This is a genomic window from Mesorhizobium sp. WSM4887 (assembly GCF_029625865.1).
In the GTDB taxonomy this organism is placed as follows: domain Bacteria; phylum Pseudomonadota; class Alphaproteobacteria; order Rhizobiales; family Rhizobiaceae; genus Mesorhizobium.
This window is the reverse complement of record NZ_JARTVP010000004.1, coordinates 355,396-368,038: the sequence shown is the minus strand read 5'-3', so window position 1 is coordinate 368,038 and position 12,643 is coordinate 355,396. Positions and strand designations below refer to the sequence as shown.

Sequence of the window (12,643 nt, the reverse complement as noted above, 5' to 3'; positions counted from 1 at the left end):
CATGCAGGAACACGACATGTCCTGGGTGCGCACCGAGATGACGCTGGCGCAGCCGGCGCCTCCTGGCGAGCGCGGCGCCTATGCCTGGGTGCGCAAGAACCTGACCGCATCGGTTGGCGACACTATCCTGACCATCCTTGGCATCGCCCTAGTCGCCTGGATCCTGCCGCAGGTCATCAACTGGGCCTTCATAAACGCAGTGTGGACCGGGCCGGACCGCACGGTCTGCGCCACCGTCTCGCAAGGCGGTATCCAGCCCGACGGCTGGACCGGCGCCTGCTGGGCTTTCGTCAACGCCAAGTTCGGCCAGTTCATGTTCGGCACCTATCACATCGAGGAACGCTGGCGGCCTATCCTAGTCGCCATCCTGTTCGTGGTGTTGCTGGTGCCGATGCTGATCCCGCGCGTGCCGCGCAAGGGGCTGAACGCCATCCTGCTCTTCCTCGTGCTGCCGGTCGTCGCCCACTTCCTTTTGGTCGGCGGCGTGTTCGGCCTGCCGCATGTCGAGACCTCGCGCTGGGGTGGGCTGCTGGTGACGCTCAGTCTCTCCTTCGTTGGTATGGCCGTGTCGCTGCCCCTGGGCATCGCTCTGGCGCTCGGCCGTCGCTCCCAGATGCCGATCGTCAAATGGCTGTGCGTCGTCTTCATCGAGACGGTGCGCGGCATTCCGCTGATCACCGTGCTGTTCTTCGCCAGCGTCATGCTGCCGCTTTTCCTTCCCGAGGGCGTCACCTTCGACAAGTACCTCAGGGCGCTGATCGGCGTGTCGCTGTTTGCCGCCGCCTATATGGCGGAAGTGGTACGCGGCGGCCTGCAGGCGATCCCGAAGGGCCAGTATGAGGGCGCCGATTCGCTCGGCCTCGGCTATTGGCAGAAGATGGGCCTGATCGTGCTGCCGCAGGCCTTGAAGCTGGTCATTCCCGGCATCGTCAATACCTTCATCGGCATGTTCAAGGACACCAGCCTGGTGCTCATCATCTCGATGTTCGACCTGCTCGGCGTGGTGAAGCAGAATTTCTCCGATCCCAACTGGGCGACGCCGCAGACCCCGAAGTCCGGCTTGATCTTCGCCGCCTTCGTGTTCTGGCTGTTCTGCTTCGGCATGTCGCGCTATTCAATGTATACCGAGCGCCGGCTGGACACCGGCTACAAACGATAAAAAGGGGAATTGGCCATGGCCACCGAAAACGCCGTCAGCGCGGAAGACCTCAAGGTCGATGCCAAGAAGATGCACATCTCGACGACAGATGTCGCCATCGACATCGTCGGCATGCACAAATGGTATGGCGAGTTCCATGTGCTGAAAGACATCAACCTAAAGGTGATGCGCGGCGAGCGCATTGTCATCTGCGGCCCGTCCGGCTCCGGCAAGTCCACCATGATCCGCTGCATCAACCGCCTGGAAGAGCACCAGAAGGGCAAGATCATCGTCGACGGCAAGGAACTCACCAACGATCTGAAGAAGATCGACGAGGTGCGCCGCGAGGTCGGCATGGTGTTCCAGCACTTCAACCTGTTCCCGCATCTCACCATTCTGGAGAATTGCACGCTGGCGCCGATCTGGGTGCGCAAGACGCCGAAGAAGCAGGCCGAGGAAATCGCCATGCATTTCCTGAAGCGCGTCAAGATCCCGGAGCAGGCCAACAAATATCCTGGACAGCTCTCCGGGGGCCAGCAGCAGCGCGTGGCGATCGCCCGCTCGCTCTGCATGAACCCGCGCATCATGCTGTTCGACGAGCCGACCTCGGCGCTCGACCCTGAAATGATCAAGGAAGTGCTGGAGACGATGGTTGGCCTTGCCGAAGAAGGCATGACGATGCTTTGCGTCACCCACGAGATGGGCTTTGCCCGCAAGGTCGCCAACCGGGTGATCTTCATGGATCAGGGCCAGATCGTCGAGCAGAACACGCCGGCCGAGTTCTTCGATAATCCGCGCCATGAGCGGACGAAACTGTTCTTGTCGCAGATCCTGCACTGAGCTTCTGACGCCAATTCGAGAAGCCCGGCCGCCAACGGCCGGGCTTTTGAGCGACCGGTTGGTGAAGTGCGCTGCCGGTCTCGCCTTCCATAGTTGTCGAGGCGCGGTAGCATTGGCGGTCGTGCAGGACACCGCTGCAGCGAACGCCTCACCGCCTGTTCCGCTCCTCCCAGCCATAGAGCCAGTCCAAATCTCCCGCGAGTTTCTCCGCCGGCCGCGTCGCCAACACCAGGTTGCGCGCGATCGCAACCGGGCCCCATGCGTGCCAGGCCAGGCGGTTGAGCGCGCCGCGTCTGATCACCTTCTCGATGCGCGGGCGCCTGCGATTTTCCCATGTGGAGAGGTTCTGCCGCCGATCGCCGGGGAAGTCGGCGACCAGATCGGCGAGCGTCGCGGCATCCTCGATCGCCATCGCCGCGCCCTGCGCCGCGAACGGGGTCATGGCGTGCGCCGCGTCTCCGATCAGGGCTACCTGCGGCATCGTCCAGCGAGCCTGCTCGACGGTGTGGATCGGAAACGCCGTCCAAGGCCCGGCGAGCGCGGCGAGTCTCGCCAGCGCGGGCGACGTGCCGCGCATGGCGCTGGCGAGGATGGCGGGGTCCGCATGGCCGGACCAGCCTTCGGCGATGCGCTCGCCCTTGGTGAAGGCGGCCAGGTTGAAGGCGCTGCCCTTGCTCACCGGATACGCGACCATATGGAAGCCGGGATGGAGGAAGGCGGTGATGCAGTCGCCGGCGGCGATTACTGCAAAAGCCTGGCCGGCGGCGCTTGTCGCTGCAACCGTTGCGCGCCAGGCCAGCTCGCCCGAGAAGCGGTTCTTCCCGAAGGCCGGCTCTCGACCCGCAAGCAGCCTGCGAACCGACGACCAGACGCCGTCCGCGCCGATCAGCAGGCCGCCGGCGGCCTCGATGCTGCCGCCATCCGTTTCGGCGGCGACGGCGATGTCTTGCGGGTGAACAGCGACGTCCGTTACCCGCGCGCCGGTGACGAGTTGGATTTCAGGATGCTCCGCCATCCGCGCCGTCAGCGCCGCCTGCAGGTCGGCGCGGTGCGCCACCAGATAGGGCGCGCCCCAACGCTCTTCGCCGGCCTGGCCGAGCGGCACGCGCGCCAGTTCGCGCAAGGTGGCAGCGCCCTTCAGCACCACCGCTTCCGGGCGGATCGCGCTCAGCCGCAACCGGTCGAGCGCGCCGAGCCGACTGAGCATACGGGTGGCGTTGGGGGAAAGCTGGATGCCCGCGCCCACCGCTTCGAGCTGGCTGGCCTGTTCCAGCACCGTGACGGCATGGCCGTGTTCGGCAAAGGCAAGAGCTGCCGTCAGTCCGGCGATACCGGCCCCGGCGATGACGACCTGCCGGGACCGCGCCTCCTCCATGGTCTAGCGGTCACCCAGATCCGCGATCAGGCGGCCTGGTCGATATAGAGGCAGCCGGCAGGCTCGGTTTCCGTCGCCTTCAGCTTCGGCGAATAGCGGTAGAGCGTCGAGCAGTAAGGGCAGACCTTTTCATTGTCGTCGCCCATGTCGAGGAATACATGCGGGTGGTCGAAAGGCGGGTTGGCGCCGGTGCACATGAATTCCTTGACGCCGATATCGATCGCCGGATGGCCCGCGTCGTTCTGGAAATGGGGAATGGTACCGCCTGCCATCGTCGTCTCCTTCAGTTCAGCCCGTTTGCATCTGGATCATAACCGGCCGGTTTGCAAGATCGATGAAATGAAACTGTCGCAAAAGGCTGGCAGAGGATAAGTTGAGCCGGTTAAGCGCATGAGGCCGGAAACGAAGCGATTCCGTGACATCATGCGTCATAAAAGCGTGTTAGAGCGTGCATAGCGCGTCCGGCGGCGTATGGCGCTCAAAGAACGACGTTGTGGCCAAGAGCAGGAACCATGAACGAACTGAAGCCGGTGCAGAGCGAGTTCATCACCGTCGAGGCGGCGAGCCCGGACGGCGGCAATCCAGACCGTTTCGTCAACCGCGAGTTTTCCTGGCTGCAGTTCAACCGCCGGGTGCTCGAGGAATCGCTGAACGAGCATCACCCGCTGCTCGAGCGCGTCCGCTTCCTGTCGATCTCGGCCGCAAACCTCGACGAGTTCTTCATGGTGCGCGTCGCCGGCCTCGCCGGTCAGGTGCGCGAGGGCATCGCCTTGAAGAGCCCGGACGGCCGCACGCCCGAGCAGCAGTTGGAGCAATTGCTGCGCGAGGTCGAGCGCCTGCAGGAAGACCAGCAGAAGAGCCTGTCGGCCCTGATGGAGCTGCTCAACAAGGAAGGCATCGAAAGCATCCCCCGCGACGGCCTGACTAAGGACGAGAAGGCCTGGCTGGAGGAGCATTTCCAGGGTCAGGTTTTCCCGGTGCTCACGCCGCTGTCGATCGACCCGGCGCACCCGTTTCCGTTCATCCCCAATCTCGGTTTCTCAATGGCGCTGCAGCTGCGCCACCGCAAGAACGGCGAGGAGATGAGCGCGCTCTTGCGCTTGCCGGTGGCGCTGCGGCGGTTCATCCGTCTGCCCGACCGCAAGCATCATGTCCGCTTCATCCCGCTGGAGGAGGCGGTCGGCCTCTATATCGGCAAGCTCTTCCCTGGATATGAGGTCAAGGGCTCGGGCACGTTCCGCATCATCCGCGACAGCGATATCGAGGTGGAGGAGGAATCGGAAGACCTCGTTCGCCTGTTCGAGACGGCGCTGAAGCGCCGCCGCCGCGGCTCCGTCATCCGCATCGAATTCGACACGCTGATGCCGGCCGAGTTGCGCGACTTCGTCGCCGGCGAGCTCGGAGTGTCGTCGAGCCGCATCAGCGTGCTCACCGGGCCGCTGGCGCTCAACCAGATCTCCGAGATCGTCGCCATCCCGCGCGACGACCTCAAATTCACGCCCTATAACCCGCGCTTTCCCGAGCGCATCCGCGAGCATGGTGGCGACTGCCTGGCCGCCATCCGCGAGAAGGACATCATCGTCCACCACCCCTACGAATCCTTCGACGTCGTGGTGCAGTTCCTGCGCCAGGCGGCGGCCGATCCGGAAGTCGTCGCCATCAAGCAGACGCTCTACCGCACCTCGAACGACAGCCCGATCGTGCGGGCGTTGATCGACGCGGCGGAGGCCGGCAAGTCGGTGACGGCGCTCGTCGAGCTCAAGGCGCGCTTCGATGAAGAGGCCAATATCCGCTGGGCGCGCGACCTCGAGCGCGCCGGCGTCCAGGTCGTGTTCGGCTTCCTGGAGTTGAAGACCCACGCCAAGATGTCGCTGGTGGTCCGCCGCGAGGACGGCCGGCTGCGCAATTACGTACATCTCGGCACCGGCAACTACCATCCGGTCACCGCCCGCATCTACACCGACCTGTCCTTCTTCACCACCGACCCGACGATCGCGCGCGATGTCGCGCAGATCTTCAACTTCATCACCGGCTACGCCGAGCCTGCCGAGGAGATGCGTCTTGCGGTGTCGCCGTTCACGCTGCGCGACCGCATCCTGAGGCACATCGCCGAGGAGATCGCCCATGCGCTCGAGGGCAGGCCGGCCCGTATCTGGATGAAGATGAACGCGCTCGTCGATCCGACCGTCATCGACGCTCTCTATGACGCCAGCCGCGCCGGCGTCGAGATAGATCTCGTCGTGCGCGGCATCTGCTGCCTGAGGCCGCAGGTGCCGGGTCTTTCCGAGAACATCCGGGTGAAGTCGATTGTCGGCCGCTTCCTTGAGCACAGCCGCATCTACTGCTTCGGCAACGGCCACGGTCTGCCGTCCGACGAAGCGGTCGTCTACATCTCCTCGGCCGATATCATGCCGCGCAATCTCGACCGCCGCGTCGAGACCCTGGTGCCGATCACCAATCCGACTGTGCATGAACAGGTGCTTGGCCAGATCATGCTCGGCAACATCATGGACAATCAGCAAAGTTTCGACGTATTGGCTGATGGCACCTCCCGGCGCGCCGCGCTCGAGGAGGGCGAGGAGCCGTTCAACGCGCAGGAATATTTCATGACCAATCCGAGTCTTTCCGGACGGGGTGACGCGCTGAAATCGCATGCGCCAAGGCGCATTGCCCAGTTCAAGCGCCGCAAGAAGAACGCCGCCGCGTGATTTCAGTCTCACAGGGCCGGCTCCAGGACCGGCGGCCGCTGTCGATCATCGACATCGGATCGAACTCGATCCGCCTCGTCGTCTATGAAGGGCTGGCGCGCTCGCCGACGATGCTGTTCAACGAAAAGATGCTGGCCGGCCTCGGCCGCGGCATCGTTTCGACGGGCAAGCTCGATCCCGAGGCGGTGACGCGCTCGATGGAGGAGTTCCGCCGTTTTCGCGCGCTTTCGGATCAGGCCGGCGCCGAGCACATCTATGTGCTGGCGACCGCGGCCGCGCGCGAGGCGGTCAACGGCCCGGACTTCATCCACCGCGCCGAGGATGTGCTGAAGACCGAGATCCGCGTGCTTTCCGGCCGCCAGGAAGCGCATTATTCGGCGCTTGGCATCATTTCCGGCTTCTATCCGGCCAACGGCATCGCCGGCGACCTTGGCGGCGGCAGCCTGGAACTCGTCGACATCAATGGCGAGGCGATCGGCGACGGTATCACGCTGCCGCTCGGCGGCCTGCGCCTGCAGGACATGGCGAAGAACTCTCTCGTCCAGGCGCAGAAGATCGCGCGCCAGGAGCTGGCGCGGGCGAAGCTTTTGAAGGGCGGGCAGGGCAGGGTGTTCTACGCCGTCGGCGGAACCTGGCGAAACCTCGCCCGGCTCCATATGGAGATGACCAACTACCCGCTCGGCGTCATGCATCATTACGAGATCGCCGCCGACAGCGCCCTGAACTTCCTCAGGCAGGTGGCCAAGGGCGAGGTCGAAAAGGTCAAGGGCATCGAAGGCGTCTCCAAGAACCGCCGCTCGCTGCTGCCTTACGGTGCGGTCGTGCTGCAGGAAATCATGGCGGCAATGCAGCCCTCGAAGATCGTCGTCTCGGCGCAGGGCGTGCGCGAAGGCTTCCTCTATTCGCTGCTCGACGCCGCCGAGCAGAAGGCCGATCCGCTGATCTCCGCGGCGGAGGAACTGGCGCTGCTGCGCTCGCGCTCGGTCCATCACGCGCATGACCTCGTCGACTGGACGGACAAGGCTTTCAAGGCCTTCGGCATCGACGAGACGGTGGATGAGGCGCGCTACCGCCACGCCGCCTGCCTGCTTGCCGATATCGGCTGGCGGGCGCATCCCGAATATCGCGGCCGGCAGTCGCTCAACATCATCGCGCATGCGTCCTTTATCGGCGTCGACCATCCTGGCCGCGCCTATCTGGCCCTGACCAACGCCTATCGCCATGACGGCATCTTCAACGATGCGATCGCGGCCGAGATCAAGACCCTGGCGCCGCCGCGCATGCTCGAGCGCGCCCGCGTGCTGGCGGCAATGATGCGTGTCGTCTACCTGCTGACGGCGGCGATGCCCGGGGTCATGCCGCGGCTGAAATGGGAAAGCCGCGGCAACGGTGCGCTTGCGCTGGTGCTGCCGGCCTCGCTTGCCGACCTCTATGGCGAGCGGCCGGCCGGCCGGCTGGCGCAGCTCGCGCGCATCACCAACCGCCGCCTGGTGCTGGCGGTCGAGGGCGGGCCGAGCATTTCCGTCAAGTGACGGATCAGGTGATCTCGGCACCGACGCCAAAAGGGCGGCCGTCGGCCGACCATGCGCCGGCGCCGGCCATGGCGAGCGCCAGGAAGCCCCCGGCGATGGCAATGTCCTTCATCAGCATCTGCCGGTGCATGAAGGCGAGGGTCGCATCCTCGCCGCCCTGGCCGAAATGGCCGATGAAGCCGGCGACGATAGTGAAGGCGGCAAGCAGCAGCGCCGCGATCCGCGTCTGAAAACCGACAAGGATCAAAAGTCCGGCGATCAGCTCGAACAGGCCGGTGCCCCAGGCCGCCAGGGTCGGTAGCGGCAGGCCGAGGCCGGTGAAGTAATCGATCGTGCCGGATATGTTGGTCAGCACCTGGAAGCCCGAGGGCACGAACAGCGCGGCAAGCAGGAGCCGCGAGGCGAGAAGCAACGCGTTGCGGTTCATGGCCCACCTCCCTTGCCGGTATCCGGGAATGCACCGGCTCTCGGTGCAGTGTACGCCTGCACTCGAGAAAACGAAAAAGCGGCGCGGAAAATTACGCGCCGCCAAAGTTTCAGCTTGGGAGGGGAAGGAGATCAGCCGCGCTTGGCGTCGATCGAATAGGCGCCGGCGCCGGAGGAGGCGAGCAGGATGAAGCCGCCGGTGATGGCGAGGTTCTTGAGAAACTGGATCATCTGCATCTGGTCGGCCCAGCCGGTGTGAGCAACCAGGCCGGTAGCGATCGTGAAGATGGCGAGCAACCAGGCGGCGATCCGCGTCTGGAACCCGACAAGAATGGCAAGGCCGCCGAGCAGCTCGATGAGGCCGACCACGACGGCCGTCACGGTCGGAAGCGGCAGGCCGAGGGCGCCGAAATAGCCGGCGGTGCCGGAAATGGCGGTAAGCTTGCCGAAGCCGGAAAGCAGGAAGATGACGGCGAGCAGGATACGGCCGAGCAGGATGGTGGTGGCACTGTTGGACGCGATGCTGGTACCGGCGGCGGAAGTGTTGATGGACATTGGCGAGTCTCCGAATCGTGTTGGATGCCCAGTCAGATAGACGACGAAGACTGTTCACCAAAGCCGCCGATGCGGCGACACATTGTTCACAGGCAGTATGTTTCGCTGACCGGCGGATGCGCGCGAAAATCGTGTCGGCGGACTGGGATTAACGAGTAAATTGTGCCCCCGCAAAATAGCCAAGCCATCGGTGGGCTGCAGTCGCAGACCTCGGAGGCTAGCCGAAACGCCCGATCGGGTCGTCTTCGCCCTGAAATGGCGACCTCTTGGGTCAGTCCGCGCCGCGAGAATTAGCCCGGATGCGTCATGTCCTCGGGCCGCACCAGCCGGTCGTAGTCGGCCTCGCTGACCAGCCCGGTGGCAAGAGCTTCCTCACGCAGCGTGGTGCCGTTCTTGTGCGCGGTCTTGGCGATCTTGGCGGCGTTGTCGTAGCCGATGGTGGGGGCGAGCGCCGTCACCAGCATCAGCGAGCGCTCCAGCGCCGCCTTGATGTTGTCTTCCCGCGCCTCGATGCCGACGACGCAATTGTCGGTGAAGGAGACGGAAGCGTCGGCAAGCAGCTGCACCGACTGCAGGAAATTATAGGCCATCAGCGGGTTATAGACGTTGAGCTCGAAATGGCCCTGGCTGCCGGCGAAGGTTAGCGCGGCATTGTTGCCGAACACCTGCACGCAGACCTGCGTCAGCGCCTCGCACTGCGTCGGGTTGACCTTGCCCGGCATGATCGACGAGCCCGGCTCGTTCTCCGGCAGCGACAGCTCGCCGAGGCCCGAGCGCGGGCCTGAACCGAGCAGGCGGATGTCGTTGGCGATCTTGAACAGCGCCGCCGCCGCCGCGCTGATCGCGCCATGCGAGAACACCATGGAATCGTGTGCTGCGAGCGCCTCGAACTTGTTCGGCGCCGTGACGAAGGCGATGCCGGTGATGGCGGCGATCCGGTCCGCCACCTTTTCCGCAAAGCCAACCGGCGCGTTGAGCCCGGTGCCGACCGCGGTGCCGCCCTGCGCCAGTTCCTGCAGGCCGGGCAGCGTCTGCTCGATGCGCTTGATCGACGACGCGACCTGCGCGGCGTAGCCGGAGAATTCCTGGCCGAGCGTAAGGGGTGTGGCGTCCTGCGTGTGGGTGCGGCCGATCTTGATGATGTGGTTGAAGGCGCGGGCCTTGGCGTCGAGCGCTTTGTGCAGATGGTGGAGCGCTGGGATCAGGTGATGCGCGACCCGCTCGGCGCAGGCGACATGCATGGCCGTCGGATAGGTGTCGTTTGACGACTGGCTCATATTGACGTGGTCATTCGGGTGCACGGGCTTCTTGGAGCCCATCACGCCGCCGAGCATCTCGATGGCCCGGTTGGAGATCACTTCATTGGCATTCATGTTGGACTGCGTGCCCGAACCGGTCTGCCAGACCACGAGCGGGAAATGGTCGTTGAGCTTGCCGTCGATCACTTCCTGCGCGGCGTCCACGATTGCCTTGCCGATGGCTGGATCCAGCCGTTTCATCTCCATGTTCACTTCGGCCGCGGCGCGCTTGACGATGCCCAGTGCGCGCACGATCGAGGCCGGCTGCTTTTCCCAACCGATCTTGAAATTGCCGAGCGAACGCTGCGCCTGCGCGCCCCAGTAGCGGTCGGCCGCGACCTCGATGGGACCGAATGTATCGGTTTCGGTTCTGGTCTTCTCAGCGCTCACGGGAAATCTCCGGTCTGTCGATTTGCGCAAGGGCGTATCGCGTTGCACAAAACCCTTCAAGCGGAGATTGCGGGCGAGGAAGATGCAAATCGGTTGAAGGGGGCTGCCGATCTCCCCCCTTGTGGGCCAGATCAGCCCTCCATCGGCGGTCCAACGATGTCGATGCCGTTCTCGGCGCAGAGTCTCGTCAGCGTCGCCATCATCTCGGGCGTCGGCGCCCCCGGCTGCGGCAGGTCCGGCCGTTCGGCGGGGCGGCTCGCCAGGCGCACCATCGTCTCGAAATCCGAGCCGCGCGTGACGGTGAGCGTATGCGCGCCTTGCGGAGATTCGACCCTGTATGTATGCGGCAGGCCCTTCGGCGCGATGACGGTTTCGCCCGCGCCCACGACCCGCTCATGGCCGTTGATCTGGAAACGCATTTGTCCTTCGAGGATGTGAAATACCTCGTCTTCGTTGCGGTGCATATGCAGCGGCGGGGAATCGCCATAGGGCAGGCGATGCTCGATGACGCAGATGCCGTCCTCTCCGTCGGCCGAAGAGACCTGGATGGCGACGAGCGTGTTGTTGAACCAAAGGAGTTCCTTGCCTGCGATGGTCCGCTTGATCATTGTCATGGTGTCTCTGCTTTGTGTTGGGCCGGCGAAGCGGCGTCGACGGCGAACTAACCAGCGACGCGTGGGAGATGGAAATCGAATGATCATATGGACTGAATTGATGCGATGAATTTGAACGCGCTCGATCTCAACCTGGTGAGGGTGCTCGACGCGCTTTTGCGCGAGAAAAGCGTGACGCGCGCCGGCGAGCAGATCGGCCTCAGCCAGCCTGCGGTGAGTGCCGCGCTCAACCGCCTGCGGCATACGCTCAACGACCAGCTCTTCGTGCGGCGCGGCAACGACATGGTGCCGACGCCACGCGCCGAAAGCCTGGCCGGGCCTGTGCGTGCCGCGCTGCGCGAGATCGAGCGTGCTTTCCAGCCGGCGAAGGACTTCGATCCGGCCAGGCTGGAGCGGACCTTCACCTTCATGGGCGCGGATTTCTTTTCCATGCTCCTGATGCCGCCCTTTGCCGCGCGCATCGCGGCGGTGGCGCCATCAGTGTCGTTCCGCTTCCTCGACAGCGCCATCGGCGACGTCTCGAAACTGTTGCAGGAGGACCAAATCGACGTGGCGCTGGAGCGTCCCCTGGAAGTCGCCGAATGGGTTTCCAGCGTACCGCTGTTCGGCTCGCCCTTCGCCGTCATCGCGGCGAAGGGCAATGCAGCGCTCAATCGGGCCGGCATCGCCGAAGGCGAGCAGGTGCCGCTCGATCTCTTCTGCGAGCTGCCGCACGCGCTGCGCTCCATCGACGGCTCGATGTCGGGCTTCACCGATGACGCGCTGGGGAAGATGGGCCGGACGCGCCGGGTCACGCTTGCCTTGCCGCATTTCCAGGCGGTCGCGCTGGCCGTGGCGAGCGGACCCTATCTGGCGGCCGTTCCAATGCAGTTCGCCGCGGTGGCGGCGAAATCCTTGCCGCTCGGCATCTACCGGGCGCCAATCTCGATTCCCTCGCCGGCGGTCAGGATGTACTGGCACGCCCGCCATGACGACGAGGCGCCGCATCGCTGGATCCGCGAGCAGATCCTGGTGGAAGTCGAGGCGCTCGGCTTCCGCAACCTGGAGGATGAGGTCGGGGAGTAGACTCTGTTATCCGGCCGCCAGGCCGATGGCCGCGGGCTGGCGCAGCGCGAGCCGCCCCGCGACATAGTCCTTGACCTGGCGGACCGCCTGCGCGCGCGAGACGCTGCCCGGCTGCAGGCCAAGCCTGAGCCACAGCCCGTCGATCAGAGCGGTGACGCCGAGTACGATCTCCGCGGCCAACTCCGGCGATGCGAGGCCGCGCAGGCCGGACAACAGGTTCGAGCGCATGCGCGCGTGGATCACTCGCTGGATGCGCGCCAGCTTCTCGTCGCGCGGCACCTCGGCGCAGAGCGACAGCCAGGCGTGACAGAGCGGCGGCAGGAACAAATGCTCCTCGAAATTGCCCTCGATCACCGCGTCCAGCCGCTCGATCGGCGTCCGTGCCCGCTTGAGGCGCGCCACCACCGCGTTGCACAGCACGGCATTGGCTTCGCGCATCGCGTGCTCGAACAATTCCTGCTTGTTGCGGAAATAGTGCAGCACGATGCCCTTCGAGGCGCCGGCCTGGGCCGCGACCTTTTCCAAGGTGGCGCCGGCAATGCCCTCGCGCTCGAGCACCGCAAAGGCCGCTTGCCGCAACTCCTTGCGGCGTATGTCGCTGAGACGTGTGAGCTTCACCGGATCGATCCATGTTTGCGAATCCATGTTGACATTTTCGCCCGCTCAGATCAATCATTGACCACTGGGACAATAACATGACCA

The 12,643-nt window shown here is 64.7% G+C and carries 12 protein-coding genes; 5 read left to right on the top strand and 7 right to left on the bottom strand.

Going from position 1 to position 12,643, the window contains the following annotated elements; all coding sequences use genetic code 11:
• The first annotated feature begins 1 nt into the window (after position 1).
• On the top strand, positions 2-1,159 hold the full coding sequence (locus P9230_RS18690) for an amino acid ABC transporter permease (RefSeq protein ID WP_067324810.1): 1,158 nt from the start codon (positions 2-4) through the stop codon (positions 1,157-1,159).
• Positions 1,160-1,174: 15 nt separating this feature from the next.
• The gene (locus P9230_RS18685; protein WP_066997155.1) at positions 1,175-1,978 is read left to right on the top strand and encodes an amino acid ABC transporter ATP-binding protein; all 804 of its coding nucleotides are present in this window, start codon (positions 1,175-1,177) and stop codon (positions 1,976-1,978) included.
• A 148-nt stretch (positions 1,979-2,126) separates the two neighbouring features.
• On the opposite strand, the gene P9230_RS18680 is transcribed toward P9230_RS18685, so the two are convergent.
• Together P9230_RS18680 and P9230_RS18675 are read right to left on the bottom strand one after the other, a co-directional pair.
• Entirely contained in the window at positions 2,127-3,353 is a 1,227-nt protein-coding gene (locus tag P9230_RS18680; RefSeq protein WP_278120361.1) for an FAD-dependent monooxygenase, read from the bottom strand.
• A gap of 26 nt (positions 3,354-3,379) precedes the next feature.
• Positions 3,380-3,625, bottom strand: coding sequence for a zinc-finger domain-containing protein (locus tag P9230_RS18675; protein ID WP_066997164.1), 246 nt, complete (start codon positions 3,623-3,625; stop codon positions 3,380-3,382).
• Positions 3,626-3,865: 240 nt separating this feature from the next.
• Between P9230_RS18675 and P9230_RS18670 the strand changes: the two genes are divergently transcribed.
• Both P9230_RS18670 and ppx read left to right on the top strand, forming a co-directional pair.
• Complete coding sequence (locus P9230_RS18670; protein ID WP_095784098.1) at positions 3,866-6,061, top strand: RNA degradosome polyphosphate kinase; 2,196 nt, start codon at positions 3,866-3,868, stop codon at positions 6,059-6,061.
• On the top strand, positions 6,058-7,593 hold the full coding sequence (ppx, locus tag P9230_RS18665) for an exopolyphosphatase (protein WP_128370178.1): 1,536 nt from the start codon (positions 6,058-6,060) through the stop codon (positions 7,591-7,593). Before P9230_RS18670 ends, ppx begins: the two co-directional genes overlap by 4 nt.
• A 4-nt stretch (positions 7,594-7,597) precedes the next feature.
• On the opposite strand, the gene P9230_RS18660 is transcribed toward ppx, so the two are convergent.
• The 4 genes from P9230_RS18660 to P9230_RS18645 all read right to left on the bottom strand — a co-directional run bounded on the left by P9230_RS18660 (position 7,598) and on the right by P9230_RS18645 (position 10,876).
• Positions 7,598-8,020: a DoxX family protein gene (locus P9230_RS18660; protein WP_095802563.1), complete on the bottom strand. Its 423-nt coding sequence runs from the start codon at positions 8,018-8,020 to the stop codon at positions 7,598-7,600.
• Between the two features lie 131 nt (positions 8,021-8,151).
• Positions 8,152-8,574: a DoxX family protein gene (locus P9230_RS18655; protein WP_067001137.1), complete on the bottom strand. Its 423-nt coding sequence runs from the start codon at positions 8,572-8,574 to the stop codon at positions 8,152-8,154.
• Between the two features lie 290 nt (positions 8,575-8,864).
• Complete coding sequence (gene fumC, locus P9230_RS18650) at positions 8,865-10,262, bottom strand: class II fumarate hydratase (RefSeq protein ID WP_127325725.1); 1,398 nt, start codon at positions 10,260-10,262, stop codon at positions 8,865-8,867.
• A gap of 131 nt (positions 10,263-10,393) precedes the next feature.
• Positions 10,394-10,876 carry a cupin domain-containing protein gene (locus P9230_RS18645; protein WP_127325724.1) on the bottom strand — a complete coding sequence of 161 codons (483 nt, stop codon included), beginning with the start codon at positions 10,874-10,876 and terminating at the stop codon, positions 10,394-10,396.
• Between the two features lie 105 nt (positions 10,877-10,981).
• Here P9230_RS18645 and P9230_RS18640 point away from each other — a divergent pair, with 105 nt between their 5' ends.
• Positions 10,982-11,941 carry a LysR family transcriptional regulator gene (locus P9230_RS18640; RefSeq protein ID WP_278056923.1) on the top strand — a complete coding sequence of 320 codons (960 nt, stop codon included), beginning with the start codon at positions 10,982-10,984 and terminating at the stop codon, positions 11,939-11,941.
• Positions 11,942-11,947: 6 nt separating this feature from the next.
• Here the strand turns inward: P9230_RS18640 and betI are convergent, their stop codons facing one another.
• On the bottom strand, positions 11,948-12,559 hold the full coding sequence (gene betI, locus P9230_RS18635) for a transcriptional regulator BetI (RefSeq protein ID WP_127216670.1): 612 nt from the start codon (positions 12,557-12,559) through the stop codon (positions 11,948-11,950).
• Between the last annotated feature and the right edge of the window lie 84 nt (positions 12,560-12,643).

What these genes read in the sequence shown, in the direction of transcription:
- P9230_RS18690 (WP_067324810.1), top strand. Translation starts at nt 2, where the DNA reads ATGCAGGAACACGACATGTCCTGGGTGCGCACCGAGATGACGCTGGCG.
- P9230_RS18685 (WP_066997155.1), top strand. Translation starts at nt 1,175, where the DNA reads ATGGCCACCGAAAACGCCGTCAGCGCGGAAGACCTCAAGGTCGATGCC.
- P9230_RS18680 (WP_278120361.1), bottom strand. Translation starts at nt 3,353, where the DNA reads ATGGAGGAGGCGCGGTCCCGGCAGGTCGTCATCGCCGGGGCCGGTATC.
- P9230_RS18675 (WP_066997164.1), bottom strand. Translation starts at nt 3,625, where the DNA reads ATGGCAGGCGGTACCATTCCCCATTTCCAGAACGACGCGGGCCATCCG.
- P9230_RS18670 (WP_095784098.1), top strand. Translation starts at nt 3,866, where the DNA reads ATGAACGAACTGAAGCCGGTGCAGAGCGAGTTCATCACCGTCGAGGCG.
- P9230_RS18660 (WP_095802563.1), bottom strand. Translation starts at nt 8,020, where the DNA reads ATGAACCGCAACGCGTTGCTTCTCGCCTCGCGGCTCCTGCTTGCCGCG.
- P9230_RS18655 (WP_067001137.1), bottom strand. Translation starts at nt 8,574, where the DNA reads ATGTCCATCAACACTTCCGCCGCCGGTACCAGCATCGCGTCCAACAGT.
- P9230_RS18645 (WP_127325724.1), bottom strand. Translation starts at nt 10,876, where the DNA reads ATGACAATGATCAAGCGGACCATCGCAGGCAAGGAACTCCTTTGGTTC.
- P9230_RS18640 (WP_278056923.1), top strand. Translation starts at nt 10,982, where the DNA reads ATGAATTTGAACGCGCTCGATCTCAACCTGGTGAGGGTGCTCGACGCG.